Below are 26,908 nucleotides of genomic sequence, written 5' to 3'. Positions count from 1 at the left end.
CGGCCAAACCGCCGATTGGCGGGCTTTCTGCATCGTCTTGGCGTTCACAGTTTGAACATGGTATTTGTCGAATTTGTTCGTTATAATGGGAGGTGATTCTTTCGGAAGTAAGGTGATGAAGTTGAATTCCAGCCGTTATCGTACGCTTGCAGTGTTGACCTGCATCGGCATGTTCCTCGTGTTGATTGCGGGCGCATTGGTGACGAATACAGGTTCCGGCCGCGGGTGCGGCACGGATTGGCCGCTTTGCAACGGTAAGTTCATACCGGCGTATACCGTCGAGTCGTTGATCGAATATTCCCATCGCCTCATTAGCGGCGGGGTAGGCTTGCTTGTGCTCGCGACGTTTATTGCAACATTGAAGTTGTACCGCAATGAGAAAGAAGCGATTGCTTATTCCGCGGGAGCGGGTCTATTCACGGTTCTGCAGGCGCTGCTCGGCGCTGCTGCCGTCGTATGGCCGACTACGCCTGCGGTGCTCGCGCTGCATTTCGGGATCTCGATCTTGGCCTTTATGTTCACGCTGCTGCTCGTCATTTGGGCGTATCGCATGAAGAACGGAACGGCAGCGGAGAAGCCGTCTGCCCCCATCCCCAAAGCCGTATTTTGGTTTTCGCTTGCGATCCTCGTTTATAGTTATTTCGTCATTTACTTGGGCGCCTACGTCCGGCATACGGATTCGTCCGGCGGCTGCATAGGCTGGCCGCTGTGTAACGGCGAGTTCGTACCGGATTTGCACGGCGCAACGCTCTACGTGTTTATGCACCGCGTGGCGGCTGCCATTCTGCTTATCCTGGTCGGCTGTCTGACGCTCTACGTCAAGCGCGTTTGCGTCGATCATCCCGGCATGCGCAAAGCATTGAATGCCACTTTCGTGCTGATCTGCTGCCAGGTGCTGAGCGGCGCGCTGCTGACCGTGACGCTTCGCAACGACGACTGGTTTGTCTTTACGAGTATACTGCACAATATGATCGTATCCGGGTTGTTCGGGATACTGAGCGATTTCATGATTCGAGCTTGGAGATGGCGTGAAGGGCGGTTGCAGGCATAAGCCTTACAGGCTTGCGTGGATGGACCGAAACGCTACGCCGGAGCTGCTCCGCGCGCGAGGTGGACAACCCTTTATAACTTGACGTTTCAAGCTCTTTACGGGAGGAATGACGATGCTCCGTTTTATGTTTGGCGAACCGCCCCGCACCGACGCGGGCAAGCTGCTCGAGGCGAACCAGGCGATGGAGCAATACGCCGCCCTGTTGAATAAGCGCATCGAGCAAGGCCGGGACAATGACCATAAATTGCGCAAATACGAAATTTACACGCTCGGATTGATTTCTTCGCTCGACGAACTGGAGCAAAGCGTATATGCCGCCGGCAAATACGCGGAGCTGGTGAAGTCCGAAACCGTCGAGGGTATGACCGAAGCGGAGGAGATGGACTACCGCCGTTACGTCTATTTCGATAAAAACGCGTTTATTCGCTTGTTCTCGCTGCTCGATAAGCTTGGCACGTTGATGAACGATTACCTTCACCTCGAGACGGAGCGGGAGAAGCCGCATTTTTCTTTCTACACCGTTCTGCGCAGAATGGTGGAGCGAAATGCTTATCCTGAATTGACCGTTCCCCTGCATAAGCTTAAGGACGAGGGCAAGGAAGCGATGAACCGGATGCGGAAGCGGCGCAACACGGAGATTCACTACATGAACTCTGAGATGCAGGACGATCTGAAGCAGAATCATGAAGCGTATTTCGAACCGCATCAGCTTGAAAATCTGTCGCAGCAGACACAGGACCTTGCGCAGATGATGGACCTCGTCCTGGAAACGCTGAAGCTGACCTTTCACCACGCCTACAGCCAGATCAATAAATGACGCTGACCTAGGAGGATGTCATGGAGCTGAAAGGAAGAACGGCCCTAATAACCGGAAGTGCCAAAGGATTAGGCAAAATGACCGCGCTCACGCTCGCGGCGATGGGCTGCGATATCGTGCTGAATTACGTGACCAGCGAGCAGGAAGCGCAGCAGCTCGCGGCGGAGATCAGCGAGCGCCATGGGGTCAGAGCAATCGCGATTCGCGCTGATATTGCGGTGCGTGACGATGTCACGCAGCTAGCTTCGCAAGCGCTGTCTTGGTCGCTGACGGGCAGCATCGATATTCTCATCAACAACGCCGGCCCTTTCATCCGTGAACGGCGGCTCTTCGCGGATTATGACGCCGCCGATATTCTGGGATTGGTTAACGGCAATTTGCTCGGCGTTATGCTGCTGGACCATCACATGCTTCCAGGCATGCGAGGACGGCAGTGGGGGCGCATCGTTCATTTCGGCTTCGGTCATGCCGGCGAAGGACGCGCATGGCCGCATCGGGCGGTGTACGCCGCCGCGAAGACGGGTCTCGTATCCTTCACGAAGTCGCTTGCCGTGGAAGAGGCGGGCAATGGCATCACGGTTAATATGGTGTGTCCCGGCGATATTCGCGGCCTGAACAAGGAACGCACGATCGCCGAGGTAGCGGAGGAGCGCGACGACGAGTCGCCGCGCGGCCGTCCGGGAAGCGGGGAGGATATCGCGCGCGTTATCGCGTTTCTCTGTTTGCCGCAATCGGATTATATGACCGGCAATATCGTCGATGTTACCGGCGGGTTCGACCCGATTAAAACGTCGATCAAATCGTCGTAGTAGTGACAAGGGCATGACCTGCGGTCGGAATGAGTTTCCAAAGCTTATGCTTCCGAAGTGGTTTTCTTACGAAAACCTGTAGCTGTTGTAGTTCTTATTTCTTTTTATTATATAAGTGAGTATAGGTAGAAATCAGACTACAAAGGCGAACGCTTACGCTTTTCCGGCTTCATTCCGACCTACGGTCAATTTTGTCATCATACTTCTTACACGAAATGCCCGAACATTTAATAATAAGTAATAATAAACAACAAAAAGCGTCTTGCCCGGGGGCAAGACGCTTTCATGCAAATAATGGGACAAAAGGAACCAAGTTTAGAAAACTTGCATAACCTCTTGTACGCCTTCGACTTCCTCGAGCAGCGCGCGTTCGATACCCGCTTTAAGCGTGATCGTCGAACTTGGGCAGCTGCCGCAAGCACCCATCAAACGGAGTTTAACGATGCCATCCTCTACATCAACGAGTTCAACATCGCCGCCGTCGCGTTGCAGGAACGGGCGAAGCTTATCGAGAACGTCCAATACTTCATCATACATGGTGCTTTGTGCGTTTTCACTCATTGCAATCCACTCCTTTCTCCCCTATTATAGTACAAAGCAAAGCAATTGAAAATGGATATCAGTAACTAGAGGCAAGGTGATCCAGCATGTTAAAACCCATGGTTGAATTTTGTGCCAGCAATATGCATCACGGTACGGATAAATTGATGAAGAAATTGGAAGGCAATCCGGATTACGAAGTCATCGAATACGGCTGCCTGGGCAATTGCGGCGAATGTTATTTAGCGCCGTTCGGCATGGTGGACGGTCAAATCATCTCCGCCGACACCGTCGAAGAATTAGAAACGAAAATCATGGATGAGATCGAAGAGCAGCAAGCCGTACGCGAGGCGCTCGATCGGCTCATTGACGATATGTGATAGCCAGTGAAGCCACACCGCCTTCGGGCCGAGCGAATGCTCGCATACTTCGAAGTATAGCCGATCTTAGCCGAAATGATGCTTGGACATCCACAGGACGCCGCTCTTGACGAGGCGCGGTACGCGACCCTTCATGGTTGCGCGGCCCATCAGGCCGAAGCCGTCTTTTTTGCCCAGGGAACCGAGCGTGCCTTTAAGCTTGATTTTGCCAAGCTTCGGCGTTTTGCCGCTCCAGAGGGCCTGCATGACTTCCGCGACCTGCTTGCCTTGGCCTTCCGCAGCTTGAGCGCTTGGCGAGAACGGCAGGGATGCGCAGTCGCCGACGATAAAGACCTCGTTGTAATCCGGCAGCTGATGGTATTCGTTGATGATCAGACGGCCTTGGTTGTCCTTCGGCAAATTCATGCGCTGCACGAGCGGTACCGGTTGAATGCCTGCTGTCCAGACCGTAACGTCGGTCAAGATCGGGCTTGTCGCATTCGCGTCGTACAGGATGCCTTCTTCCAGCTTGTGCAAGGAGACATGACCCCGCATTTCGACTTCATGCTCGATAAACCACGAAGAAACGTATTCCTGCAGTTTGCCCGGGAACGCGGAGAGAATGCTTGGTCCGCGGTCGATGATGCGAATGTTCAAATCCGGCCGGCTTTCGCGAAGCTCGGCAGCCACCTCGACGCCGCTTAGTCCGCCGCCGATAATGGAGACTTGTCCGTAAGGCTTCGCATCGTTAAGCGCCATGTACGTTTTACGCGAGGCAGACATCGTTTGGATGCTGTTGGAGTACAGCTCCGCGCCTTCGATACCATGGTACTTGTCCGTACAGCCGAGCGCGACGACAAGCCAGTCGTAAGTGAGCGGCTCTTGTCCGGCTAAGACGATATGCTTCTCATCCAGATCGATATCCGTTACTTCACCGTAAGTGACGATAAGGCGCGGATCCGACGGGAAAGCCACCCGCAGATCGATTTCCGGCGATGTACCGGCAACAAGCGCGTAATATTCTGTCTTGAGTCCTTGATAAGGCATACGGTCGATAAGTACGACAACCGTATCGTCCGGCAGTTCGCCTTCAAGCAAGGCATGGGCGACCGTAAGTCCTCCGTAGCCGCCCCCAAGAATAACGAATCGTTTCATTCCAATCCCAACTTTCTTGTATGCAATAAGTGCGGTATAGCGTGTTTGAACCTGCAGTTTTATCGTGTAGTATGCACATGACAGACCCTCGCGATGAGAACATCTCTTCACGAAGGTCATGGGAATCGCTGTTTATTCAAAAACCTTAACTTCATTGTAGAACGTATCGCGTTCCACCGGAATACGTCCGGCGCCTTTGATGAGCCAGATCAGATCCTGGCGCGTAATGCCTTCCGGCGTCAATGCGCCTGCCGCGTGGCTGATGCGTTCCTTGACCATCGTGCCGTGCACGTCGGATGCGCCCATCGTAAGCGCGACTTGCGTCAGCTGCGTGCCGATGTTGATGAAGTACGCCTTGATATGCTGGAAGTTGTCCAGCATCAGACGGCTGATCGCAATGGCCTTCAAATCGTCGAAGGCGGAATTGCGGCGGCGGATGCTCGCTTTCGGGCTGATCGGCTGCATGGACAACGGAATGAACACTTGGAAGCCGTTCGTTTCGTCCTGCAGCTCCCGGATTTGCAGCATATGGTTGATGCGGTCTTCCGTCTTCTCGACGGAACCGTACAGCATCGTCGTATGCGTGCGCAGGCCGAGATTATGCGCCGTCCGGTGGACTTCCAAGTATTGGGAAACGTCCGCTTTGTCGACTTTCATCTTCTTGCGGTACTCATCCGACAGGATTTCTGCGCCGCCGCCAGTCAAGCTTTGCAGGCCGGCCTTCATCAATTCCTGGATGACTTCCTTGTAGCTGAGGCCGCTGATGCGCGAGAAGAAATCGATCTCGGCAGCCGTGTAAGCTTTAAGCGCGACTTCCGGGAATCGCTCGTTCAAGGCTTTCAGCGAATCCACGTAATATTGGAACGGCACATGCGGGTTATGGCCGCCGACAATGTGGAACTCGCGTACGTCCGGATGAATATGCTGTTCCACGTAGGCGATCATCTCGGCTCCGCTTAGCGTATACGCGCCTTCCTGGCCTTCGTCCTTGCGGAAGTTGCAGAATGCGCAGTGCGCTTCGCATACGTTGGTGAAATACAAGCTCATATTTTCAATGAAATAGACCTTGCGTCCGTTCTTCCTCAGGTTCACTTCGTTGGCCATTTGGCCGATCGAGAGCAGGTCGTCGGAGCGGTACATAAACTCTCCGTCTTCCCGGCTAAGACGTTCACCGAAACGAACTTTCTCCATGATGGCTTGCATTTGTTTGTCTTCTGTCGGTATCGCCACGTTCATAATGGCTTCCTCCTAGTCCGCCGGTCACGCGTTCGCATGTCCGGTGATGAATTTAAATGAAGAATAATCAAACTTTGTGAAAAAAATTACTTATTCTTTCCCCAAAAAACCTCAGAAACGACTTTCTTTATTATAAACCTCATCACAAGGGGCGGCAACTATTAACTCGTACCAGAGAACCAAAGTCATGGAAGAAGACGCCGGCCGCTAGTTTTGGAACCAGGGCGGATATGCTGTACAATGATAATAATGAAATCATAACGTTTAGTCGCATACCGGATTGTAAAACTATGGAATCCGCAACGAGAAATGAGGGCTAAAATGGCAAACACCTACACGTACACCCGAAAAGAAGAAACGGTCAATGCAATCACGCACGGAATCGGCGCAGTGCTGAGCGTGGCGGCGCTCGTGCTGCTCATCGTATTCGCAGCGCTGAAAGGGAATGCTGAACATGTCGTCAGCTTTACGATTTACGGTTCCATGATGCTGCTGCTATACGTCGCTTCGACGCTCGTGCATAGTTTTCCCGAGGGGAAAGCGAAGCGGGTATTCGAAATCATGGATCATGCGTGCATCTATTTGTTTATCGCGGGTACGTACACGCCGATCGCCCTTCATGTCGTGCAAGGCACGGCCGGCTGGACGCTGTTCGGCATCGCATGGGGACTTGCGCTGTGCGGCGTCGCGTTCAAAGTATTCTATGCCTCCCGTTTCTTGTTTACCTCCACGCTCGTCTATATTCTCATGGGCTGGATGATCGTCTTCGCCTGGGGACCGTTGAAGGCGCATCTGGCAGAAGGCGGTCTGCATCTGCTCGTTGCAGGCGGTTTGCTGTACACGTTCGGGACGGTGTTCTACATGTGGCGGAGCTTTAAGCATCACCATGCCGTATGGCATCTGTTCGTGCTTGGCGGGTCCGTGTTCCATTTCTTCGCGATCATGCTGTATGTCCTGCCGAGATAATGGAAGCAAGAGAGCGGCTATTCCCGCAAGAGCGCTCCAAACGAGGCTGGATGCTTATTGAGTCGGGATCGAAGTTGAAGTATACTTATACTATAGAAACGTAAGTAAGTCGTTCGTAAACGAATGAAGGAGGTCATATCATGATTACGATCAGCGAAATGGCAAACGAGAAAATCAAAGAAATGCTGGAAGCCGAAGCTTCGCCGGAATTGTTCCTCCGCGTTGGCGTGAAGGAAGGCGGCTGCAGCGGTTTCTCCTACAATATGGGCTTCGATGACGAACAGGCCGATTCCGACAAGGCGATGGAAATGAACGGTTTGAAAGTTGTCGTGGACGAAGCGAGCATCAAGTACTTGAACGGGCTTCAAATCGACTTCAAGGAATCCGCCATGGGCGGCGGCTTCACCATCACGAACCCGAACGCATCGGCAACTTGCGGCTGCGGCTCTTCGTTCCGTACGGCTGCGGAAGCGGGTAATCCTGCGGCTGAGCCTTGCTAAACGGCGTAATGGCGAGGGCTAATAAGTTTCCCTTATTGGTGACCTGATTCGTAGTTGGAAACGTGAGGTTTGTGAATTTTCAACGTACGATGCGTGTTATTGGGACTGACCCGAAAAGAATATCCCCTTCCGTAGTGCTTCGCTAAGATTCCGGCCTCTATGACGATTATTAGTCCGTGACTAATTCGTTTTCGGAGGTCTTTTTTTATGGCGCAGAACAAAGCATGAATGGCGTGTAGCGGCCGGATGGAGTACGTGAAAACCATTCATTCGCTGCTAATTAATGATTTCTGCGTTCCCCGTACCAACATTTCGCGCCGATAGTAACATGCTTCTGTGATTCCTCCCAATTCGATCACTTTCCATTCGTGGACCATGACATCCATACCGCTGCATCATTCCAAGAGCTAAGCTTAGCGTTCTCATTCGTTTTTCCGTAGCCAGATTCGATATCGAAATTAAAAGCAGTTGCAGTCTCATTTAATAACATTTCTCTGCCCTAGAGCGTCATCGGCAAAAACAAGAAATTCTTCGGAGCTTCTTGTTGAGCGGCAAAGGAGGTCTTCTCGCCTTTGGCAGGATCATCCGTGTGTTTTTTTTTTTGTAAAGGAATTGGAATCCCATATTTTGTACTAGATCAATGTAGGTATAACCTCCTAAAATAAGGATTGTTAAAGTAGTTAAATTGTGGAAGGAGAAGAGGGTCGACTACTCAAACCTTAAATATGAATCGCATCCATATCAAATCCCAATTTCGACAAGAGGTGCAGTAATGAAGTTAACGGTTAGCAGAAAATTATTTATGGGATTTTTAGCTGTGCTTATCATCTTGACAGCCATCGTGTTTATTGGTTATTCCAAAATTACTTCAGTCGATCAGGCATACGGCACGTTGATTGACGATAAAGCAAAAAAGTTGATGCTCATCCAAGAATTAGACGTCGCGATTAAAAAGGAACAGATCAATGTCCGAGGTTATCTCATTCTAAAGGACGAATCCTCGGATCAAAACTTCAATAAGGCCCATGAAAATTTCAAAGAGCTGGGCAGTGAATTAAGTGCCATTATTAAGCTTACGAAGGCAAAAGAGCTCCTGCAGCAGCTAATCGATCTTGAAAATCAATTCCATGAGACCGCAACTCAGGAAATGCAGCTGAAGGACCAGAATAAAACCAATGACTATTTGAAGCTGGTTACGACCAAGGGCCATGAAATTTCAGTAGCTTTTGACAGCAAAATGGATGAACTGACCAACTATCAGCAGACGGTTATGGATGAGGGGCACCAGAAGTCTTCGGACCAGGCGAAAAGCACAAAAAGCTCTATGCTGCTCCTTGGTCTATTAGGCGTCTTGCTCGGACTTGGCATTGCGTTATATATCGGCAGATTAATTAGCAGACCGGCCGTTGCGTTGTCCAAAGCCGCGGAAAAAATTGCAGCCGGAGATCTGAGCTCCACCGAACTGAATGTAACTAATAGAGACGAGATTGGAGACTTGGCAGCCTCATTCATGCTTATGCGCCGCAATCTTAGGGAACTTATTCGCTCCGTCAGTATGAACGCAGGGCAGGTTGCTTCCTTCTCAGAGGAGCTGACGGCAAGCGCCGAGCAGACCTCCAGGGCTACAGAGCAGATCGCCGTCACGATGTCCTCGGTTGCAGCCGGACTAGATACGCAGTTCAACACGGTTGAGGAGACATTACGCACCATTAACGAAGTGGCTTCCAGGACACGGGAAATTGCCCGCAATACTATGGTGGCGTCGGACACCTCGGCCAAGACTTATTCAAAAGCGTTAGAAGGAACGACTTCGATTCAAACCGTTATCGGCCAAATGGACGTGATATCCAATACAGTAAGCAGGTTGTCCCAAGTCATTGAAGGGTTGGGGGATCGTTCGCAGGAAATCGGGCAGATCAGCAGCGTCATTACAGGCTTATCGAATCAAACCAATCTCCTTGCTCTTAATGCGGCGATAGAGGCGGCGAGAGCAGGTGAGCACGGACGCGGATTCGCGGTGGTAGCTTCTGAGGTAAGAAAACTGGCTGAGCAGTCCAGTTTATCTGCCCGGCAAATCTCGGAGATCATCGCATCCATCCAAGAGGAGACGTTGACAGCTGTGCAAGCCATGGAGATGGCGACAAGCGAAGTCCAAGGCGGTATTGTAATGGTCCATACAGCAGGGGAGTCATTCGAATCGATTCAGCAATCCGTTAATGTTGTATCCTCGCAAATCCAAGAAGTCTCTTCTTCCGTGCAGCAAATGGCAGCAGGAGCCGAGCGGATGGTGCAGTCGATGAAAGCCATAAGCGAGGTATCCGAGCATACAGCTTCAGGCTCCCAACAAGTATCGGCATCGACGGAAGAGCAATTGGAATCGATGAATCATATTTTCGGCACAGCGTCGTCCTTGTCCCGTATGGCTGAGCAGCTCCAGCTTCAAATCGAGAAGTTCAAAGTATAAAGCGAAGCGGCGCTTCTTGCCGGCACGGGATAAAAGGGGCTCCTGGACATTGATGTCAGCAGGAGCCCCTTTTCTGTCTAATGGGCGAAAAAGAAATCATTAACGATCACAGGAACGAACGGTGTCATGGATCCATGACCCTTCTTAAGCGCTCCCGCTTCGGGAGCCTTCTTTGCGCAGCTATAACATCTGCGACTCGTGCCAAACGCCGGCGTCTGTACCGTATCCATTGCCCGGGTAATAATAGCCATCCTCTATCAGCCTACTAAATCAGGCGAGTTGACCATATCAATCATCCAAGAGATAGAAAGCTAGGAGGCATATGCTGTCCTATAGGATGCTCAGGAAGGGGAGGACCATGGAATGACAGACGAAATTGGGAGACAGCTGGCAAGCAAATGGGCGAAGACGGAGGCACTCCTGTCGCATGCGCAGATCGCGCCGCATATCCCGCCGACTCGGATGTTCACGAAGGACAATTTGAGCAGCATGTTGAGCCAGCATAGCATGGTTGTCATCAAGCCGGTTAAGGGAGCGGGCGGCCATGGGGTCATCAAGGTATCGCGTGAAGGAGGCAGCTACAAGTACACGTATTATTCGAAAACGAACCGGTTCCAGAGCTTCGACGGACTCTACCAATCGCTGAATGCCAGACGCGGCAATCGCCGTTATCTGATTCAGAAAGGAATCCGTCTGGCGACGATCGCCGGCAGGCCGATCGATTATCGCGTGAAATACGTGAAGCAGCCCGCAGGAAATTGGAGCATTACCGCGATCGTAGGCCGTCTGGCTAAGCCAGGTTTATTCGTGACGAATATTTGCCGCGGCGGTACGTTATTAAGCGGCTCCGAGGGGATTCGCCGTTCATTCTCCAGCGCGAAAGTCGGACCCAAGAAGAGGGAAATGCGCATGCTTACGCAGTTGTCGACGCAGGTGTTGGAAGGCCGCTTCCCCGGAATCGGACAGCTGGGCTTCGACTATGGCATCGATACGAACGGGAAAATATGGATCTTCGAGGTCAATACGAGGCCGCAATAAGGATTAACCGAATGTAATATATGGAATTGATAGATTTATAGAGTTCTATTAAACTTTTTTATTGATTTGGCTTCTCTTCAGCCTGTGTATAAACGTATCCACATATTCCCATCGATAATTCCTGTTTATTCGACCATTATTCACATCCTACACACATGCTGTCCACAGTGGGATGTGGATAATCGGAACGCTTGTTCTATCCGTCTGGGACATGCTAAGATGAACTGGAAGTAAGAGGAAGGGGGGCTGTGCATATGCAACAGCTGTCTGATGAGTTGCTGCTCGATGCTTATATTGCCGCTAATAAATATAATTTGGAACCAGAATTTATTGAAATGCTGAAGGCGGAATTAATTCGCAGACAGATCAGTCCGGACGCCTATCGGAATACTGCGTAGCGCCGCAAACTGCCGCCAATTCACACTACGGCCATTTCTGGACGCTGGCTTCAAACACTGCCTGGCATAGACGGCAATAAACAACATGGTTGCAGGTTATCGCTGCCAGTTCTGCTCCGGATATCGTCATCGTCGCTTCGTCATCGTCCGGCTGATAGGGCGCGTATGGCGCGGTGAAGTCGACCGCCCGCCCGAGATCATCGGTTTGCATCGCGCAAGATGGACATTGTACAGATAATTGTTCCAGGCCGTTGCAAATAGGACATAACATATTGAAAGGGTACCCTCCTTAGCCATTGCGTGATGGAAGACGCGGATGACGGCTAACGGTAGGATACCCTTTTTTATTGGAATTACTTCTTTAATAGGTAATGGAAATTGTCAGCGGCACGGTTACAGCTTCATGCTGCTGCTGTGCCCCGGAGAAAGCTTGGCCGTAGGATCGACGTATACCTTCGCGTTGTTGATGGCGGTCGGTGCCTCGCCGAATCCGACGGCAATCAGTTTCAGCTTGCCGGGATACGTCGTGATATCGCCGGCCGCGAAGATGCCCGAGATGCTGGTTTCCATGCGTGAATCAACGAGGATGGAGCCGTTATCGATATCAAGTCCCCATTCGGAGATCGGCCCAAGCGAAGAGACGAACCCGAAATTAACGATGACGGCGTCGACGGCGAGCTGCTTCGTCTCCGCTGTCTTGACATGCTGGAGCGTGATGCTTTCGATGCGGTCCATTCCCTGCAAGGCGGTCAGCTCATAGGGGGTCATGACTTGGACGCTGGACTTCAGCAGATTCTCGACGCTGTGCTCGTGCGCCCTGAATTTGTCGCGGCGATGAATGAGCGTCACGCTTGCCGCGATCGGCTCGAGCATGAGCGACCAATCGACGGCCGAATCGCCGCCGCCGCTGACGATGACATGCCGGTCCTTGAATTGGCTGAGATCGCTGATGAAGTAATGCAGGTTGCTCTTCTCGAAGCGGGCGGCTCCGTCGAGCTCTAGGCGGCGAGGCTCAAACGCTCCGACCCCGGCGGTAATGATAACGGATTTCGCATAATGCGTCGTTTTGTCGGTGACGACGGCAAAGTCGCGCTCGTCCCGCTTCACGACCTCGAGCACCTTCTCCTCCAGATGAATCTCGGGCTTGAAATGGTCCATTTGCTTCTTTAATTGTTCGACGAGCTCGCCCGCCGTTATCTTAGGAAAGCCGGCAACGTCATAGATATGCTTTTCCGGGTAAAGCGCTGCGAGCTGACCGCCTAGCTGCGGCATGCTCTCGATCATTTTAACGGAAGCTTGGCGCATGCCGCCGTAGAATGCGGCGAACATGCCGGCAGGGCCGCCGCCGATTATCGCGATATCGACTTGAGGGGAAGCAGGAGAGCTGGACAAGGTTGACACCTCCAAAATATAGAAATCCAGGGTAGGAAGAAGCCGTTCTTTCTGTACATTATAAAGGGTCGACAAGCCGCTTTGAAAGAAGAAAATTGGATGTTGTTCTAAAGATTTTCGTATATTTTACCCTTGATGTTTTCAGAAAAAATTTGTATCATGTGTGGTATTAGCAATCGGTTTGTCGAAAGTCTACGGGTATTTTTTATAAATAATTGAAGAATGAGAATCACACACTACAGGCAAGAAATGATAAAATTATTGTCTGTTTTGGCGTGTTTGTGTAAATTTTCACATTCCCAAGAAGAAACGGCTGCTACCGTCCTACAGCGGCGCGGCACGTTTCCTCAGAAATAAAAGCAAAGTATAATGAAAACATACTTTCTTATATTAAAAAAAAAAGAAAAGACTTAACGAATGGATGGGATTCTGGATGAGCAACATACCTAAAATTGTTATCTTGGGTGCCGGTTACGGCGGTATCCTGACAGCGCTCCGGCTTCAGAAAGAACTAAACTATAACGAAGCCGACGTTACGCTCGTCAACAAGCACGACTATCATTATTTCACCACTCATCTGCATATGCCCGCCGCTGGAACGGACAAGACAGAAAATGCGCGCGTGAGCATCTCGAAGCTGATCGATGAGTTCAAAATCGATTTCGTAAAATCAACCGTCGTGCAAATCCGGACGCAGGATAAGAAGGTTATCCTCGAGGATGGCACGCTTTCCTATGATTATCTCGTTATCGGACTCGGCGGCGAGCCCGAGACGTTCGGCATTCCAGGCATGCTGGAACACGCCATGAATATCCGCAGCATCAACTCGGTGCGCTTGATCCGCGAGCATATCGAATATCAGTTCGCGCGTTACAAACGCGAGCCGCACCGCACGGACTACCTGACTTTTGTCGTCGGCGGCGCAGGATTTACGGGCATCGAATTCGTCGGCGAGCTGGCGGACCGCATTCCGGAGCTTTGCAAACAGAACGACGTGGATCCGTCCCTCGTCAAAATCTACAACGTGGAAGCCGCGCCTTCGGCACTTCCCGGCTTTGATCCCGAGCTCGTGGAGTACGCGATGCAAGTGCTGACGAAGAAAGGCGTTACTTTCCGCATCGGAACGGCCATCAAAGAATGTACGCCGGACGGCGTCGTTGTCGGGGATAACGAAGAAATCCGCTCCGCTACCGTCGTTTGGGCTGCCGGCGTTCGAGGCAATCGCCTGATCGAGGAAGCGGGCATCGAAACGATGCGCGGACGCGTGAAGGTCGATGAATTCCTGCGCGTTCCCGGCCACGAGAACATCTCCGTAGTCGGCGACAACTCGTTGATGTTCAATCCCGAAGGCCGTCCATATCCGCCAACCGCTCAAATCGCGATGCAGCAAGGCGTCGTGTGCGCGCACAATCTTGTGGCGTCCATCCGTAACCAGCCGCAGAAGAAATTCGAATTTAAGAACAAAGGCACGGTTGCTTCCTTGGGTAAAGGCGAAGCGGTAGGCTTGGCGTTCGGCAAGAAATACAAGGGCAGAGTCGCTGCTTGGTTGAAAAAAGCAATCGATATCCGTTATCTCTACATCATCGGCGGCATTCCGCTCGTGGTCCGTAAAGGCAAGTTCCTATAATGCGCCACTGCAGCGTGCAAGTTCGTGGGCTGCTGCTGCGCGAGGAGCTGGATCGCTACAACGCGTTGATGGAAGTAGGATCGTTTCTCGAATCGCAGAATCGTTATGATTTGGCTTATATCGTGCAGAAGGAAGTCGATATCCTTATTTTGCCGGGGATTGAGCGGCTGAAGGAGAAGGGCCGGGAACGCGACCGTCAAACGGAAGCTTACTTGGAAGCGAAGCGACTGCTCGAGGACGAGGACGACGAGGATGAACAATAATAAAGCGGATGGATGCCCCGAGGCATGCCATCCGCTTTTTTTGGTTGCCGTAAATTAAACGTTGAACAGCTCGGAAAGCTTCTCTTCCGTCAGGCGGTTGCCGACGTAGAAGTCGCCGAAATCGCCGAAACGCGCGCTTACTTCGTCGAAGCGCATTTCATACACGAGCTTCTTGAATTGCAGCGCGTCTTCCGCGAACAGCGTAACGCCCCATTCCCAGTTGTCGAAGCCGACGGAACCGGTAATGATTTGTTTCACTTTGCCCGCGTACGTGCGGCCGATCATGCCGTGGCTGCGCATCATCGTACGGCGCTCGTCCATGGACAGCATGTACCAGTTGTCGCTGCCCGAGCGGCGCTTGTTCATCGGGTAGAAGCAGATATGGTTCCATTTTGGCAGGATCGGCTTCAGTCTTGCGAGAATATCCGGATTTTGCATCGGATCCGTGCCCGGCTGAGCCATGTAATTGCTAAGCTCGACGATGCTCACGTACGAGTGAGCCGGGATCGTGAATTGCGCGAACGCCGATTTGTTGAACGCGTTCTCGATGGCATTCAGCTCTTCGAGCGTCTCGCGCAGGTGCATGAGCACGAAATCCGCTTTTTGTCCGACGATGGAATAGAACGCCGTGCTGCCTTGCTTGTTATCTTCGATCGACTGCCATTCTTTCAGGAACGAATGGAGGTCATCGAGGGCCATTTGGCGCTCCGCTTCCTCCGCCGCCGTCCAAGCCATCCAATCGATGGTGCGGAAATCATGCAGCGCATACCAGCCTTCCAGTGTTTGGGCCGCTTCACTCATGGTTATCTCTCCTTATATAAATATGTCGCTTACATTGTATCGTAACGGGATGAAAGAGAGCAAATGGCGGACTTGTGACAACATTGCGCAACAAATTGACTTCCAATCGGCCATCTACTACACTATTTGTAGCGAAAGGGGAAGAGTTTCCACATGAATTCAGACGTTAATATTTTGCAGTTGATTATTGCGACTGTATTATTCTTCGTGATGATGTTCGGGATCGGGTTTATTTTGAATATGCTGCTCAAAACGACCTTCTTTCCGATTTACTTATTTATTATCGTTCTGGTACCGGTCTTTATATGGCAAACCTGGGACGACACGAAGACGTTCAGCGGCAATTTCACGTCCTTTACGTTTGTCGATATTTTGCCGGGCATCGGCGCGCTGATCGGCGCTTATGTCAGCGGAGCGACGATTCGGCTGCTTCGCCGCGGCGGCTACAAAATGTTCTAGCATGCCTGTGCTGGAATACGCGTTCTAGAATTTATGATGTTCCTCGATGAAAGAATGGTTTCCGGTACGGTCATACTAAGGGAAACGCGGGCTAATCGGAAGATTGCCGCGGCGAAAGCCGCGCATCGATTCTGAGCGTTCGCGGCAACCGAGGTGATGGGCTGTGCCGTTTTTTCGTATTGGAGATGTTGCTTTACATGTGCAGGAACCGGCCGGAAACGGCCGTGAAGGAACCGTCGTCTGCTTGCATCCGCCCTGCTTGACGAGCCGGCTGTTCGCGGGCATCGAGGAACAGCTCGGCGGCAATCATCAGGTAATCCGCTGGGATATTCGCGGTCATGGTCGCAGCGACGGCGGGAGCGCCAGAATGACGCTCGCGATGATCGCCGAGGACATGCGCGCTTTGCTGGATGGACTGGGCGTGAAGCGGGCTTATGTCTGTGCGTACGGCGCAGGCTCCTTCCCGGCGCTGACGGCGCTGCTGCTGCATCCGCAGCGGTTCATCGGCGGCATGCTGCTGTCGGGAAGCGCGGCCTATACCGATATTCTAAGCCGCTCCAAGCTGCAGGCGGCTTATATTTCCAGCATCCTCGCTCCCAAGGCGCCGATTGCCTTCAAAGCGGCCTGGAGCGAGGCGCGCACGCGTTCGGAGTTCGAGGAGCTGCATGAGGAAACCAAGCTGGGGGACCCGGCTAAATGGCGGGACTATGCGGCCGCATGCTTGGAAGACGGGCTGGAGCGGCGCATCCGCCAGATCAAGCAGCCGATGCTGCTGCTTTACGGCACGAAGGACGCCATCGGCGGCAATTACGCCGTAAGGCTGCACCGGTTGCTGCCGAACAGCGAGCTTTACGGCATCAACGGGGCGACGAGCAAGCTGGCCATGAACGAGCCGGTTACGACATCTTTCGTCATGTCCCGATGGATGGCGAAGCAAGAGCATCCGGAGCTTGCCGACACGCACGATGAGCGGGAGGCGCTGCTTCAAGAGCTCGCGGAGCATGGCGTCAAGGCAGGAAATGACAGCGGTCGGATCCAAGCCCAACCGCTTCGAAATTCGCTCGTGCACTAAACTGCCAAGCTTGGAGGAATACGGCTTGAAACGCGTTACACCGTTCATTCTCGGGCTAATGCCGACGTTCCGTTGTTGACGGAATAGGGAAAGTTCCCTTCGCCAGGGGGAATTTTCTTTTTTTTGCGTCCTGAAAACCGGGCCTCTTTTATGATAAACTAGTAACAAGAATACAAGGCGGATGGAGTCGAGAATGAAATGCGGATCGGCAGCATGCACCAATTTACGGAACATCACCGCTACTACACCTTTCGCGATTTTTCGCTAAGCGCCGTGGACCGCAAAATGATCGGGCTGATCTATCAATCGATGATCGGCGCATTTGCGGCGGGGCTCTATCATTTGCTCTATCAGCAGGTGGCGGACGATCGCGTCGGCTATTCGGAGCTGGAGCCGCAGCGGAAGCTTCTGCTCGGACTCGGCCTGGAGATGCATGAACGCGGACGGCAGGAGCTGGTGAATCAAGCATCGCGCCTGGAGGCCGTCGGGCTGCTCCAAGTGACGCGGTTAGGCGTACCTGACAATGACGATGTCGTCTATGAATATGAAGTCGTGAAACCTTTGTCGCCGGATGAATTTTTCAACAGCCCTCATTTGACGCTGCTGCTCCGGGATAAGGTTGGCAAGCATTCCGTGATCGCGCTGCGGGAATCCTTCTATGCAAAGGAGGCCGACGAGCTGGCAGGCGCCGAGCTCACGCGCGAGAACATTACGGTTCCGTTCTACGAGCTGTTCCGCTTGAACACGCAAGGATTTGACGCGGAGCTGGAACAGGCATTGACGGAAGTAGCGCCTGCCCGGCAGGCCGCAGCCAAGCCGCAATCGACGGAAACCGCAGGCATTCAGTACGGGGAAATCATTATGCGTTTCCCGCGCAACTCGCGTAACCGTCAATTCGTCGAACGGCTTCGCGGCAACGAAGAGGCGATGGGGCAGTTGAATTACGTGGCGTACAAATACAGTTTGACTGTCGTGGACGTCTGCCGCCTGCTGGATGAAGACAATGCGTTCTCGTCGAATGGCGAGCTGCTGCTGGACGAACTGCAGCTGCGGGGTAATCAGATGTTCAGGCAGGACCGCAAACGCAATGACGAGCGCGAGCGGTTATACGGCCGGATGGAAGCCTTCAAAGCCGACCAGGCCAAGAGCGAGGGCGGCAGCGACGATATGCCCGATGAAGTGGGCGTTCTGGCTGAATTTTATATGGAAGTGCCGGTGCAGCTTGCCGGACGCTGCGACATTCATCAATACAATATGCTGATGCGGAACGAGCCGCATACCCGGTTTATCGCGCGATTCTTCAAAGGCGCCGTACCGGACGATTTCATTCGGCAGTTCGATAAATTCGATCTGAATTACCGCATGCAAGGCGCCGTTATCAACGTCCTCATTCATTATGTTTTCGGCTTGCTTGATTCGAAACGGTTGAATAAAGGCATCATAGACTCGATTGCCAACAATATGCTCGTTCAAGGCATCGAATCCTTCGAACAGGCTGTCGGCTATGTCAGGGAACAGATGCAAGTGGAGCAGGAGAAAGACCGCCGCCGGGAAGGCGGGGGCGCCGCGGCAGCGCCTAGAAGGAATGGCGGAAGCGCCGCGGCCTCGAAGGGCAGACGCAAGCCGCTTATTCCGATCATGCAGGAAGCGCCGAGCGGAACGCCGCTCACGGACGAAGAGATGGAAGAAATCCGGCGCATGGCGCGGAAGCTGGATGGAAAATAAACGGATTAAAGAGGTGAAGCCGCAATGGCGATGGAGTCGCTGGGTGACCTGCTGAAGGCGATGCCGGGCGGCAGGGACATGAGGCAGCACGCGGACAAATTAATGGCCGAGCTGCTCGCTGACCCGCTTGTCGGGAAGCTTCGCACGAAATATCCCGAGCTGGACGACGCGACGATCCGGCTGAATTTAAACCGCATTTATCAATGCACCAAAGAATTTCGCAATTGTTCGAATTGCACGGGACTCGATCAATGTCCCAATGATTTCGAAGGCCATTATACCGAATTATCCTGCGAAACGACCGGCGGGCTCGTACAGTTGAACGACCGCAAGGTTTCCTGCAAGAAGCTGATCGCGAGGCAGAGCGAGGACCGGATTCGGAGCCGGATTCGCAGCTTCTATATCGATGACCGGGCGCTGTCCCAAGGGTATTCCGCCGACGAGATCGTTTCGAAAGACGTGGAGCGGATGAAGGCGGTCGGACAAGTAATCAGCTACATCAACCGGACCAAGGAAGACGGGCTGCGTCCGGAAGGGCTGTATTTGACCGGTTCCTTCGGGACGGGCAAGACGTTCCTGATGTGCTATATGCTGCATGAACTGGCGAAGGCCGGGTTTACGGGCGCGATCGTCTATATGCCCGATTTCGTCGAGGACATGAAGACGCTCATGCTGGAGCAAGGGAAAGTGAAGGAAACGGTCGACCTGATGAAGGAAACCGACCTGCTCATCTTCGATGATATCGGGGCCGAGAATCTAAACCCTTGGGTACGGGATCATGTGCTTGGCGCGATTTTGAATTACCGGATGAACCGCAAACCGACGTTCTATACGTCGAATTACGGCTTGGACGACATCGAGCAGCACTTCAGCTTTACGAACAAGGACGGCGACGACCAGCACAAAGGACAGCGGCTGATGGACCGTATCCGGCATTACGTGCAGCAGGTCCACGTGACGGGGCACAACAAGCGGGGCCGTTAGCGTTACCGCTGCAGCGTGCACCGCATGCAAGGAGAACGAACGGATCGAACGGCTGCGAGGATACCGTAGCAAGAGATGGAGATCGAAATAAATAGAAGACGGATATTTAAAAGAGCCAGCCGCGTTCATCGCGGCTGGCTCTTCTTGTCATGCGCCGAACAGGAGATTAACGAGCACTTGGGCGGCTTCCGCGCGTGTCGCGTTGCCGCGAGGCGAGAAGAGGGAGCCGCTGCCTTGCATGAGGCCGACATGCACGGCGCTTGCCACTTCCGCTTTGGCCCAGCTGCTGATTGCGGCTGCGTCCTTGAAGGCGGCGAGATCGGTTTCGCTGCCTGCCGCATTCGCCGAGCCGTCTTGTTTGGCATAGACGCGAATGATCATAGCCGCCAATTCTTCGCGCGTGATCGGTTTGTTCGGCTCGAACTTGCTTGCGTCCGTTCCCGTAACGATGCCGTTCTCGAAAGCGGCTTCGGCGGCTTCGGCATACCAGCTTCCTGCAGGGACATCGCTAAACGGCGAGGCGGCTGCCGGCTTCAAGCCGAGGGCCCGAACGAGCATCGTCGTGAATTCGGCGCGGGTTACGTTCGCCGCCGGACCGAACTTGTCATTCGAGATGCCTTGAACGATATGCTTCGCCGTCAGTTCTTGAATGACATTCGCCGCCCAATAAGTCGAAGGCACGTCCGTATACGTCTTCATGTACGTGAACACGCCGTAGGAACTGAAATGGCTGACAGCGGCGGTAAGGGTCCGGTCTTTCAGGTCGCCGCCGATATAAGTGATTGCCCCGCCGTCGGAGAGGTAATAGATGCCGGCAAGCCGATCATCCGTATTGGCGGCCAGCCGGAATTGCAGCAGTACCGGCTTGTCGAACGTGCTGAGCTTCTTCGTCGTGCCGTCTTTCATGACGACGGATAGCGCCAATTCGAAAGCTCCGCCTTGCGGCGTTAATCCGGCTCCGGATGCCCCTGCTTGCGTAAGGGCGGCTTTCTCTTCGCTCGATGTCAACGTCGTGAGCTGCAGGGAGACAGTGGCTTCGTTATCGCTGCCGGCCAAGGCGGCGAGACCGGCAATCACTTCTTTCGGCAGCGTCAGCGATCCGCCCGGCAGCAGGAGACGGAGCCCGTTGTTGCCAAGCGACCGGATACCTGCGACCGGAAGCAGCGCTTCCAGTTTGGGAGCGGAGGTTGTGCTGGCGTCCAAGGTGACAATTCCGCCGACGGGGGCGGGGATATCGGCCAGCGTGAACTTGACTTGGACCGTCGAAGGGTCTGCCGGATTCGTTCCGGTATTGTCCCCAGGCGTCGAAGGATCCGTTGGATCCGTCGGTGTCGAAGGATCAGTCGGCGTCGTGCTTCCCACGCTTGATACGACTTTGAACGATGAGGACGCAATATCCGAGCCTTGTCCAGCCACGACTTGATACCGACCAACTGCCGCTGTTGCGGGCAGCGTGAACGTGTCTTGGAACTTGCCGCCGCTCGACGGAACGATATCGAAGAAGAGGACCGTTTGATCCGGATTCAATACTTTAATAAGGACTTCCGCGGCATTGGTCGTGCCGCTGATCGTGACTTTTCCCCCGGCATGCGCATTAGGTACGTTGTCGATCGTCGTGCCTGAAGCCTGAACGGATAGAGGGGCTTCGGCGGCAAACGCCATGGACGGCAGCGAAGCGGGAAACGCGAGCGCGAGTGCCAGTGCCGTAAGAAGGACCGTTTTGTTCTTCAACGTTGATGCTCCTTTCTATTCGGCGTACCGGAGCCTGCGGCGAGGTGCATGCCGCAGGCAATCCGGAGACGCCTTCTGTTATCGTTAAGCTGCCGGCAGGTTCGTGATTCGGCCTTTTACACTTGCCGTTATCGTGCCGTGATCGAATGTTTTTAAGATGTACGCGTAGAAGGCGTCGATATCCGTAACGCCGGCTTCAGGATGCTGCCCTTGGGTCAGAATCGTGTAGTTGTCGCCGCCGGCGGCCATGAAATTGTTCACGACAGCGGTATACTGCCCGTCATCGGTAATCGGCGTGCCGTCTTCCTTCGTCAAGGACACGACCCGTTCCGCGATCGGTTTGCTGAAGTCGGCCGTATATTTCAAGCCGGCAATTTGGAGCGTCATTGTCGTTGCGCCCCATTGCTGCTGAAGCAGGGTCTTAATTTGCGCGCCGGTCAGCGTCATCTTGACCAGCTGGTTGCCGAACGGCTGAATGTGGAACAGGTCAGCATAGGTGATTTCACCCTCCGGCATATCGGCGCGGATGCCGCCCGGGTTCATGAACGCGAAGTCGGTTTGCATGGAATCCTTCATCGCATCGGCGATCAGGCTGCCGAGCGCATTCTCTTCCGTGAAGGCGGTCGCTTTCGAGATGATTGCTTTTGTCGTACCGACAGGTTCCATCAGCTCAGGATGCCTCGACAAGGCTGCTTGCACGATCGCTGCTGCTCCCGAATCCGGCGTCATGCCGCTCTGTACGACGTCGATAATCGTTGCTTTCTTCTTCACGATATCATGCGTTGCGGGATCGATCTCCAAATCGACATCCGAGAATGCCGTGCCGTAAGAAGCGGATTGGACAATCAGCTTGTTGTCGACCGTTCCGTTGACCTTGACATGATTGTCGCCGGAGAAGATCACGTCGACTTCATCGTCTACAGCGTTGGCTAAGTCGACGGCTTCGCCCGTAATGGCACCGTCTTTCTGCGAGGCGGGGTCATGCGCGAGGACGACGATGGCTTTGACGCCTTGTTCCTTCAGCTTGGCCACCGCGGCATTCACGACCGGCGCTTGATCCACGATGTCGACCGTGGCCAGCGCGGCAGGCGACACCTTGGATGGCGTCAGCATCGTGACGACGCCGATGAAGCCGATTTTCTCGCCGCCGACTTCTTTGACGACATAAGGTGCGATGATAGGCTCATGAGTTTCTTTGTCGATCACATTGGCATTTACATAATCCATCTCTACCTGCGGATACGTGATGGCTGCGTTGATCGGATCCGTTCCGCCGTGCAGCTGGGCCATCAGCGCGGGAACGCCTTGATCGAATTCATGATTGCCGAGCGTGCCGACATCGAAGCCCAGGTAATTCAAGAATTCGAGCGTCGGCTTGTCGCGCTCGAGCGCCGAGACCGGCGAGCTTGCGCCAACGGAATCGCCGTTCTGGATCAGCAGCGTGCGGTCTGGGTTGGTCGACTCGTATTGCTTGAGATAGGTCGCCAAGTAAGCTGCTCCGCCGACGACATTGTCGCCGACCTTCGTGGAGTAGTCTAATTGGCCGTGAAGGTCGTTGATGCCAAGCAGTTGAACCTTGACATTGTTGTTCGGCTGCGGCGCGTTTCCGCTAAGGTCGAGCTTGAAGATGCCGAAGCCTTTGTCGTCGTTTTTGTTCATGGACGTGATGTTCGGATTAGCGTCCAAGTACTTGGACGCTGCCGGAGCGGTGGTGAACGTCACGTTCACGCTGTCATTGATCGGCGCGATCGACCAATTGTTGTCCGCGGCCGGATCGATGGTTTGCTGCTCCGTGATATAGTCCATCAGCACTTGGCGGTTCTCGGTCGCCGAATCGATGACCAGCGGCGCGCCCTTCACGCCAGGGAAATTGCCGCCGCCGTTAACGCGGTAGTTGTTGCTGATGACGATAAATTCCTGGTTCGGGTCGACTGCTTGTCCGTTATATTTCAAGTTCACGATACGGCTGGACGAAGCGTCGTTAATCGTGCCGTCCGTCTTGTACTTGGCCGGTTTCGTCACATCGATTTGATAGGTGACGCCGTCGATTACGTCAAAGTTAAAGACAGGGAAGGTTGTGCTGAGCAGCGGCTGTTCGGCGGTTGCAGCCGGGTCGATCTGATTGAACATGCCTGCCGACATCTCCAGCCATTCCTTGATGACGGAGCCCTTCAGCTTGACCGCCTTCAGCGTGTTGTCGTACAAGTACAAGTCGCTCGCGCTCTTGATCGCCAGATTGCCCGTGGCGATATCGGTGTACTCGGTCGGACCGTTGCGTCCTGCCTTGAACGGCGCGCCTACGGACAGGATCGGCAGATCTTTGTCCGGCGAGTCGTTCGCGGTCAGCGTTTTCTCGACGAACCACTTCTGCGCCTGCGTGACGATTTGGACGGAAGGATCGTCCTGGACGAGCGCGAAATAGCTGTAAATCGGCGCCGTCGTTTGGCCGATGGCTTGGTTGACGTAGGCGATCGTTGCGGCATGCTCGTCCTTGATCAGGTCCACCAGAGCAGGGTCGGCATCCACGAGCGCCTTCTTCGCGACGGTATCGTAGATGTATTTGTTCGACGATTGCGAATTCGCCACTTGCCACTTGCCGCCGGACTTCTTCAGCGTAAGGTCGATAATGCCGAGGTTCGCGCCGCCGAATCCGGCCTGCACGGCCGCGACGCCGTTAATCGTGCCTTTGGCGTTGTCGACGCCCGGAAGCGGATTGCCGCTGGCGTCTTTGAACAGCGGATCGAGCGCGCTGACGCTTGCCGCCGGGAAAATTTTATGCGTATGCGAGAACGTGATGGCATCGATGCCCGGTACTTTGCTGAGCGGATAGATCGCATCCTCCGAGCCTGCGCCTGCGACGGCTGCGCCGTTAAATCCGGAGTGCGTCAGCGCGACGACGATATCCGCGCCATCTGCCCGCATTTGCGGAACGAATTTCTCGGCGGTGGCGACTATATCCTTCGTGATGACTTTGCCGTTCAGATTATCTTTGTCCCAGTCCATGATTTGCGGCGTAACGAGGCCGAGGAAACCGACCTTCACGGTTTGTTCGTGGCCGCTTGCGTCCTTGAACGTTTTGTTCATGATGATGTACGGCTTGTATTTGTTCGCATCGTTCGCGGGGTTCGCGTCGTGATCGTCGATATATACATTCGCATTGACATAAGGGAAATGAGCGTCGTCGATTGCCTCATCCAAATAGTCGAGGCCGTAATTGAACTCGTGATTGCCGAAGGTCGCGATGTCGTAGCCCATTTGATTGAGCAGCTTATAGGCGGGATGAACTTGTCCGTCTTTGAGCGGATTGATCTTCGCCATATAGGTACCGAGCGGCGTGCCTTGCAGCAAGTCCCCGTTGTCGACGAGCAGCGTGTTGACCGCTTCGGCGCGTGCCTGTTTGACCAGGGAGGCGGTTTTGACGAGGCCTGCCGTTTCGGCCGGCGCGTCCTTGTAATAATCGTAGTTCATGAAGTTGGTGTGGATGTCCGTCGTTTCCATAATGCGCAGCTGCAAGCTGTTATCAATGGTGACAGGATTAGCGAGGTTGTTGCCGACTTCGTTCAGTTTGCCGCCATAGGCGTCGACGACGAACACTTTCACGGAAAGACTGCTTCCGGTCCGGTTGAAATGCGCCGTCACTTTCTCGCTGCCGGTAATATCCTTGGACAATGCGGTGATGCCTAGCGGCGTCGCGCCGTCGAACAGTTCGAATACAACCGTTTCTTCTCCGTCATGCGGGGTCGAAGTAGGCGTGACGACAACGCTTGCGATGACGCCTCCGTCCGAATCCATGACTGGATCCGAAATCGTGAAAGCGCGGCTGCCGTCTGCGGACGCGGAATTAACGTCCACCGATTGCTCGGCGAAAGGGACGACTTGGGAAGCGGATTGCGCGTGTGCGGGTACTGAGACATAAGATGAGGCCAGGAATCCTGCGAGAAGCGAGGCAGCCAGTGCGGACCGCGACATTCTCTTTTGAATGAAACCCATTTCTAGGAACTCCACCTTTCTATTGGTCTAGGGGTATTATAGCAATCGGAATGTGAGGGGAATTTAAACCTCGCGTTAACGTTTTGAAAAGTATGTAAATTTTTGAAGTCAAATCCAATCGAAAATTTATAAAAAAGATAAAAAAGACCGCGTGTCCGAAGACATGCGGTCTTTAGTATTTGCAGCAAGATTAAGGCTTATAGATTTTGTCGAACACGCCGCCGTCGTTGAAGAACTTGGCCTGCGCCTTATCCCAGCCGCCGAAATTTTTGATATTCGTCAGTTCAAGGCTCTTGAATTGCTTCGAATATTTGGCAGCAATGGTCAGGTTCGTCGGACGGTAGAAGTTTTGCCCGATGATATTTTGTCCTTCGTTCGTATAGAGGTAATCCAGATAAGCTTTGGCTACGTCGCGCGTGCCGTGCTTTTCGACGTTTTTGTTGACGACGGCAACGGGCGGTTCGGCCAGAATGCTGTACGAAGGCGTTACGATTTCAAAGTCCTTCGGATGCTCCTTCAGCGCCAGGTAAGCTTCGTTCTCCCAAGCGAGCAGCACGTCGCCGATGCCGCGTTCCACGAAAGTCGTCGTCGAGCCGCGGGCGCCGGAGTCGAGTACAGGTACGTTCTTGTACAGCTTCGACACGAAATCGGCTGCCTTCGCTTCGCTATGGTTATTGTGTTTCAACGCGTAGGCCCATGCCGCAAGGAAGTTCCAGCGTGCGCCGCCGCTCGTTTTCGGATTCGGCGTAATGACGGACACCTTCGGCTTGACCAGATCGCTCCAATCCTTGATTTTCTTCGGATTGCCTTTGCGGACGAGGAAGACGATCGTCGACGTGTAAGGCGAGCTGTTCTTCGCGAAGCGGCTTTGCCAACCCGCGTTGATGAGTCCGGAACGTTGGATTTCGTCGATGTCGTAGGCTAGCGCCAAGGTGACGACGTCCGCTTCCAATCCGTCGATGACCGAACGGGCTTGCGCGCCGGAGCCGCCATGGGACTGCTTGATCGTGACTTTCTGGCCGGTTTTCGCTTTCCAATAAGAAGCGAAAGCCTTGTCGAACTGGACGTACAACTCGCGCGTCGGATCATAGGAGACGTTGAGCAGGGTGACATCCTTCTTGGCGGTTTTGGTTGCTGCGGCGAAACTCGTGGAGGATAAAGACAGGATAAGCGTGAAGACGGTGAGGACGATTAACAGCTTCTTTTTCATAGACAACACTCCCCAGTATTGATATGTATCAGCCTCTTTCCGGGTCGATATAACGACAAGGAGGCCCCGAAAGTCCGGCTGCGAAGCAGCGCTAAAAGCGGATCGTTCGGGGCCTCCGGTGTGCCGGTCGGCTTGATGGACTCATCATAAACCAGACAATTCCAACCTGTCAACTATGAATTAAATTGCTGGTCGGAAGCCCGCGAAGAACCCGTTGGATACGGTGTAGAAACTCATTCGTTGCTCATTAGAGACTCAATAGAGGCTCATTAAATACTTATTAGAAGCTCCTTCAAAACTCATTATAGTTCGTTAAAAGCT

The 26,908-nt window shown here is 53.5% G+C and carries 24 protein-coding genes; 15 read left to right on the top strand and 9 right to left on the bottom strand.

The genetic code is table 11. The features are described from left to right. Nucleotides 1-115: 115 nt before the first annotated feature. The 3 genes from GZH47_RS07675 to GZH47_RS07665 all read left to right on the top strand — a co-directional run bounded on the left by GZH47_RS07675 (nt 116) and on the right by GZH47_RS07665 (nt 2,677). Nucleotides 116-1,051, top strand: a complete 936-nt coding sequence (locus GZH47_RS07675) for a COX15/CtaA family protein (protein WP_318653419.1) — start codon at nt 116-118, stop codon at nt 1,049-1,051. A 112-nt stretch (nt 1,052-1,163) separates the two neighbouring features. After that, nucleotides 1,164-1,868, top strand: coding sequence for a Cthe_2314 family HEPN domain-containing protein (locus tag GZH47_RS07670; RefSeq protein WP_162639554.1), 705 nt, complete (start codon nt 1,164-1,166; stop codon nt 1,866-1,868). Between the two features lie 26 nt (nt 1,869-1,894). After that, nucleotides 1,895-2,677, top strand: coding sequence for an SDR family oxidoreductase (locus GZH47_RS07665; RefSeq protein WP_162645121.1), 783 nt, complete (start codon nt 1,895-1,897; stop codon nt 2,675-2,677). Nucleotides 2,678-2,992: 315 nt separating this feature from the next. Here the strand turns inward: GZH47_RS07665 and GZH47_RS07660 are convergent, their stop codons facing one another. Further along, nucleotides 2,993-3,238, bottom strand: a complete 246-nt coding sequence (locus GZH47_RS07660; protein ID WP_048744982.1) for a NifU family protein — start codon at nt 3,236-3,238, stop codon at nt 2,993-2,995. A gap of 86 nt (nt 3,239-3,324) precedes the next feature. Between GZH47_RS07660 and GZH47_RS07655 the strand changes: the two genes are divergently transcribed. Then, a complete protein-coding gene (locus GZH47_RS07655) occupies nt 3,325-3,597 on the top strand; it encodes a YuzB family protein (RefSeq protein ID WP_162639553.1) in 273 nt (90 codons plus the stop codon). A 66-nt stretch (nt 3,598-3,663) separates the two neighbouring features. On the opposite strand, the gene GZH47_RS07650 is transcribed toward GZH47_RS07655, so the two are convergent. Both GZH47_RS07650 and mqnE read right to left on the bottom strand, forming a co-directional pair. After that, nucleotides 3,664-4,731, bottom strand: a complete 1,068-nt coding sequence (locus tag GZH47_RS07650) for an NAD(P)/FAD-dependent oxidoreductase (RefSeq protein ID WP_162639552.1) — start codon at nt 4,729-4,731, stop codon at nt 3,664-3,666. Between the two features lie 132 nt (nt 4,732-4,863). Further along, nucleotides 4,864-5,967, bottom strand: coding sequence for an aminofutalosine synthase MqnE (gene mqnE / locus GZH47_RS07645; RefSeq protein WP_162639551.1), 1,104 nt, complete (start codon nt 5,965-5,967; stop codon nt 4,864-4,866). A 321-nt stretch (nt 5,968-6,288) separates the two neighbouring features. On the opposite strand from mqnE, the gene trhA reads away from it, so the two are divergent. The 5 genes from trhA to sda all read left to right on the top strand — a co-directional run bounded on the left by trhA (nt 6,289) and on the right by sda (nt 11,333). After that, the gene (gene trhA / locus GZH47_RS07640) at nt 6,289-6,933 is read left to right on the top strand and encodes a PAQR family membrane homeostasis protein TrhA (protein WP_162639550.1); all 645 of its coding nucleotides are present in this window, start codon (nt 6,289-6,291) and stop codon (nt 6,931-6,933) included. A gap of 140 nt (nt 6,934-7,073) precedes the next feature. After that, complete coding sequence (gene erpA / locus GZH47_RS07635; protein ID WP_162639549.1) at nt 7,074-7,433, top strand: iron-sulfur cluster insertion protein ErpA; 360 nt, start codon at nt 7,074-7,076, stop codon at nt 7,431-7,433. Between the two features lie 772 nt (nt 7,434-8,205). Next, nucleotides 8,206-9,897 carry a methyl-accepting chemotaxis protein gene (locus GZH47_RS07630; RefSeq protein WP_162639548.1) on the top strand — a complete coding sequence of 564 codons (1,692 nt, stop codon included), beginning with the start codon at nt 8,206-8,208 and terminating at the stop codon, nt 9,895-9,897. 363 nt (nt 9,898-10,260) lie between these two features. Then, complete coding sequence (locus GZH47_RS07625; RefSeq protein ID WP_162639547.1) at nt 10,261-10,935, top strand: YheC/YheD family protein; 675 nt, start codon at nt 10,261-10,263, stop codon at nt 10,933-10,935. A 254-nt stretch (nt 10,936-11,189) separates the two neighbouring features. Further along, nucleotides 11,190-11,333, top strand: coding sequence for a sporulation histidine kinase inhibitor Sda (gene sda / locus GZH47_RS07620; RefSeq protein ID WP_162639546.1), 144 nt, complete (start codon nt 11,190-11,192; stop codon nt 11,331-11,333). A gap of 25 nt (nt 11,334-11,358) precedes the next feature. On the opposite strand, the gene GZH47_RS34030 is transcribed toward sda, so the two are convergent. After that, on the bottom strand, nt 11,359-11,604 hold the full coding sequence (locus tag GZH47_RS34030) for a hypothetical protein (protein WP_225446393.1): 246 nt from the start codon (nt 11,602-11,604) through the stop codon (nt 11,359-11,361). A 122-nt stretch (nt 11,605-11,726) separates the two neighbouring features. Continuing rightward, nucleotides 11,727-12,725: an NAD(P)/FAD-dependent oxidoreductase gene (locus GZH47_RS07615; RefSeq protein WP_162639545.1), complete on the bottom strand. Its 999-nt coding sequence runs from the start codon at nt 12,723-12,725 to the stop codon at nt 11,727-11,729. Between the two features lie 433 nt (nt 12,726-13,158). Between GZH47_RS07615 and GZH47_RS07610 the strand changes: the two genes are divergently transcribed. Then, a complete protein-coding gene (locus GZH47_RS07610) occupies nt 13,159-14,352 on the top strand; it encodes an NAD(P)/FAD-dependent oxidoreductase (RefSeq protein ID WP_162639544.1) in 1,194 nt (397 codons plus the stop codon). Continuing rightward, nucleotides 14,352-14,615, top strand: a complete 264-nt coding sequence (locus tag GZH47_RS07605; protein WP_162639543.1) for a hypothetical protein — start codon at nt 14,352-14,354, stop codon at nt 14,613-14,615. The genes GZH47_RS07610 and GZH47_RS07605 overlap by 1 nt, the downstream gene beginning before the upstream one ends. Nucleotides 14,616-14,669: 54 nt before the next feature. Here GZH47_RS07605 and hemQ read toward each other — a convergent pair whose 3' ends face one another. Then, nucleotides 14,670-15,416, bottom strand: a complete 747-nt coding sequence (gene hemQ / locus GZH47_RS07600) for a hydrogen peroxide-dependent heme synthase (RefSeq protein WP_162639542.1) — start codon at nt 15,414-15,416, stop codon at nt 14,670-14,672. A gap of 153 nt (nt 15,417-15,569) precedes the next feature. Here hemQ and GZH47_RS07595 point away from each other — a divergent pair, with 153 nt between their 5' ends. The 4 genes from GZH47_RS07595 to dnaI all read left to right on the top strand — a co-directional run bounded on the left by GZH47_RS07595 (nt 15,570) and on the right by dnaI (nt 19,656). Continuing rightward, complete coding sequence (locus GZH47_RS07595; protein ID WP_162639541.1) at nt 15,570-15,875, top strand: YuiB family protein; 306 nt, start codon at nt 15,570-15,572, stop codon at nt 15,873-15,875. Nucleotides 15,876-16,074: 199 nt separating this feature from the next. Then, nucleotides 16,075-16,947, top strand: a complete 873-nt coding sequence (locus GZH47_RS07590) for an alpha/beta fold hydrolase (RefSeq protein ID WP_162639540.1) — start codon at nt 16,075-16,077, stop codon at nt 16,945-16,947. 198 nt (nt 16,948-17,145) lie between these two features. Then, on the top strand, nt 17,146-18,672 hold the full coding sequence (locus GZH47_RS07585) for a replication initiation and membrane attachment family protein (protein ID WP_162639539.1): 1,527 nt from the start codon (nt 17,146-17,148) through the stop codon (nt 18,670-18,672). Nucleotides 18,673-18,702: 30 nt separating this feature from the next. Beyond that, nucleotides 18,703-19,656 (top strand): primosomal protein DnaI, encoded by a 954-nt coding sequence (dnaI, locus tag GZH47_RS07580; protein ID WP_162645120.1) that lies wholly within the window; start codon nt 18,703-18,705, stop codon nt 19,654-19,656. Between the two features lie 147 nt (nt 19,657-19,803). Here the strand turns inward: dnaI and GZH47_RS07575 are convergent, their stop codons facing one another. The 3 genes from GZH47_RS07575 to GZH47_RS07565 all read right to left on the bottom strand — a co-directional run bounded on the left by GZH47_RS07575 (nt 19,804) and on the right by GZH47_RS07565 (nt 26,587). After that, nucleotides 19,804-21,387, bottom strand: a complete 1,584-nt coding sequence (locus GZH47_RS07575; protein WP_162639538.1) for an S-layer homology domain-containing protein — start codon at nt 21,385-21,387, stop codon at nt 19,804-19,806. Between the two features lie 84 nt (nt 21,388-21,471). Further along, nucleotides 21,472-25,377: a bifunctional 2',3'-cyclic-nucleotide 2'-phosphodiesterase/3'-nucleotidase gene (locus GZH47_RS07570; protein ID WP_225446392.1), complete on the bottom strand. Its 3,906-nt coding sequence runs from the start codon at nt 25,375-25,377 to the stop codon at nt 21,472-21,474. A gap of 190 nt (nt 25,378-25,567) precedes the next feature. Then, nucleotides 25,568-26,587, bottom strand: a complete 1,020-nt coding sequence (locus GZH47_RS07565; RefSeq protein ID WP_162639537.1) for a sulfate ABC transporter substrate-binding protein — start codon at nt 26,585-26,587, stop codon at nt 25,568-25,570. Nucleotides 26,588-26,908: the final 321 nt, after the last annotated feature.

It is taken from the genome of Paenibacillus rhizovicinus, from assembly GCF_010365285.1.
GTDB lineage: Bacteria > Bacillota > Bacilli > Paenibacillales > Paenibacillaceae > Paenibacillus_Z > Paenibacillus_Z rhizovicinus.
Note: the sequence above shows the minus strand (reverse complement) of the source record. Positions and strands in the feature narration are given on the sequence as shown.

Excerpts from the sequence above, each read along its gene's own strand:
- GZH47_RS07675 (WP_318653419.1), top strand. The coding sequence starts at position 116 with ATGAAGTTGAATTCCAGCCGTTATCGTACGCTTGCAGTGTTGACCTGC.
- GZH47_RS07670 (WP_162639554.1), top strand. The coding sequence starts at position 1,164 with ATGCTCCGTTTTATGTTTGGCGAACCGCCCCGCACCGACGCGGGCAAG.
- GZH47_RS07660 (WP_048744982.1), bottom strand. The coding sequence starts at position 3,238 with ATGAGTGAAAACGCACAAAGCACCATGTATGATGAAGTATTGGACGTT.
- GZH47_RS07655 (WP_162639553.1), top strand. The coding sequence starts at position 3,325 with ATGTTAAAACCCATGGTTGAATTTTGTGCCAGCAATATGCATCACGGT.
- GZH47_RS07650 (WP_162639552.1), bottom strand. The coding sequence starts at position 4,731 with ATGAAACGATTCGTTATTCTTGGGGGCGGCTACGGAGGACTTACGGTC.
- mqnE (WP_162639551.1), bottom strand. The coding sequence starts at position 5,967 with ATGAACGTGGCGATACCGACAGAAGACAAACAAATGCAAGCCATCATG.
- trhA (WP_162639550.1), top strand. The coding sequence starts at position 6,289 with ATGGCAAACACCTACACGTACACCCGAAAAGAAGAAACGGTCAATGCA.
- erpA (WP_162639549.1), top strand. The coding sequence starts at position 7,074 with ATGATTACGATCAGCGAAATGGCAAACGAGAAAATCAAAGAAATGCTG.
- GZH47_RS07630 (WP_162639548.1), top strand. The coding sequence starts at position 8,206 with ATGAAGTTAACGGTTAGCAGAAAATTATTTATGGGATTTTTAGCTGTG.
- GZH47_RS07625 (WP_162639547.1), top strand. The coding sequence starts at position 10,261 with ATGACAGACGAAATTGGGAGACAGCTGGCAAGCAAATGGGCGAAGACG.
- sda (WP_162639546.1), top strand. The coding sequence starts at position 11,190 with ATGCAACAGCTGTCTGATGAGTTGCTGCTCGATGCTTATATTGCCGCT.
- GZH47_RS34030 (WP_225446393.1), bottom strand. The coding sequence starts at position 11,604 with ATGTTATGTCCTATTTGCAACGGCCTGGAACAATTATCTGTACAATGT.
- GZH47_RS07610 (WP_162639544.1), top strand. The coding sequence starts at position 13,159 with ATGAGCAACATACCTAAAATTGTTATCTTGGGTGCCGGTTACGGCGGT.
- GZH47_RS07605 (WP_162639543.1), top strand. The coding sequence starts at position 14,352 with ATGCGCCACTGCAGCGTGCAAGTTCGTGGGCTGCTGCTGCGCGAGGAG.
- hemQ (WP_162639542.1), bottom strand. The coding sequence starts at position 15,416 with ATGAGTGAAGCGGCCCAAACACTGGAAGGCTGGTATGCGCTGCATGAT.
- GZH47_RS07595 (WP_162639541.1), top strand. The coding sequence starts at position 15,570 with ATGAATTCAGACGTTAATATTTTGCAGTTGATTATTGCGACTGTATTA.
- GZH47_RS07585 (WP_162639539.1), top strand. The coding sequence starts at position 17,146 with ATGCGGATCGGCAGCATGCACCAATTTACGGAACATCACCGCTACTAC.
- dnaI (WP_162645120.1), top strand. The coding sequence starts at position 18,703 with ATGGAGTCGCTGGGTGACCTGCTGAAGGCGATGCCGGGCGGCAGGGAC.
- GZH47_RS07570 (WP_225446392.1), bottom strand. The coding sequence starts at position 25,377 with ATGGGTTTCATTCAAAAGAGAATGTCGCGGTCCGCACTGGCTGCCTCG.
- GZH47_RS07565 (WP_162639537.1), bottom strand. The coding sequence starts at position 26,587 with ATGAAAAAGAAGCTGTTAATCGTCCTCACCGTCTTCACGCTTATCCTG.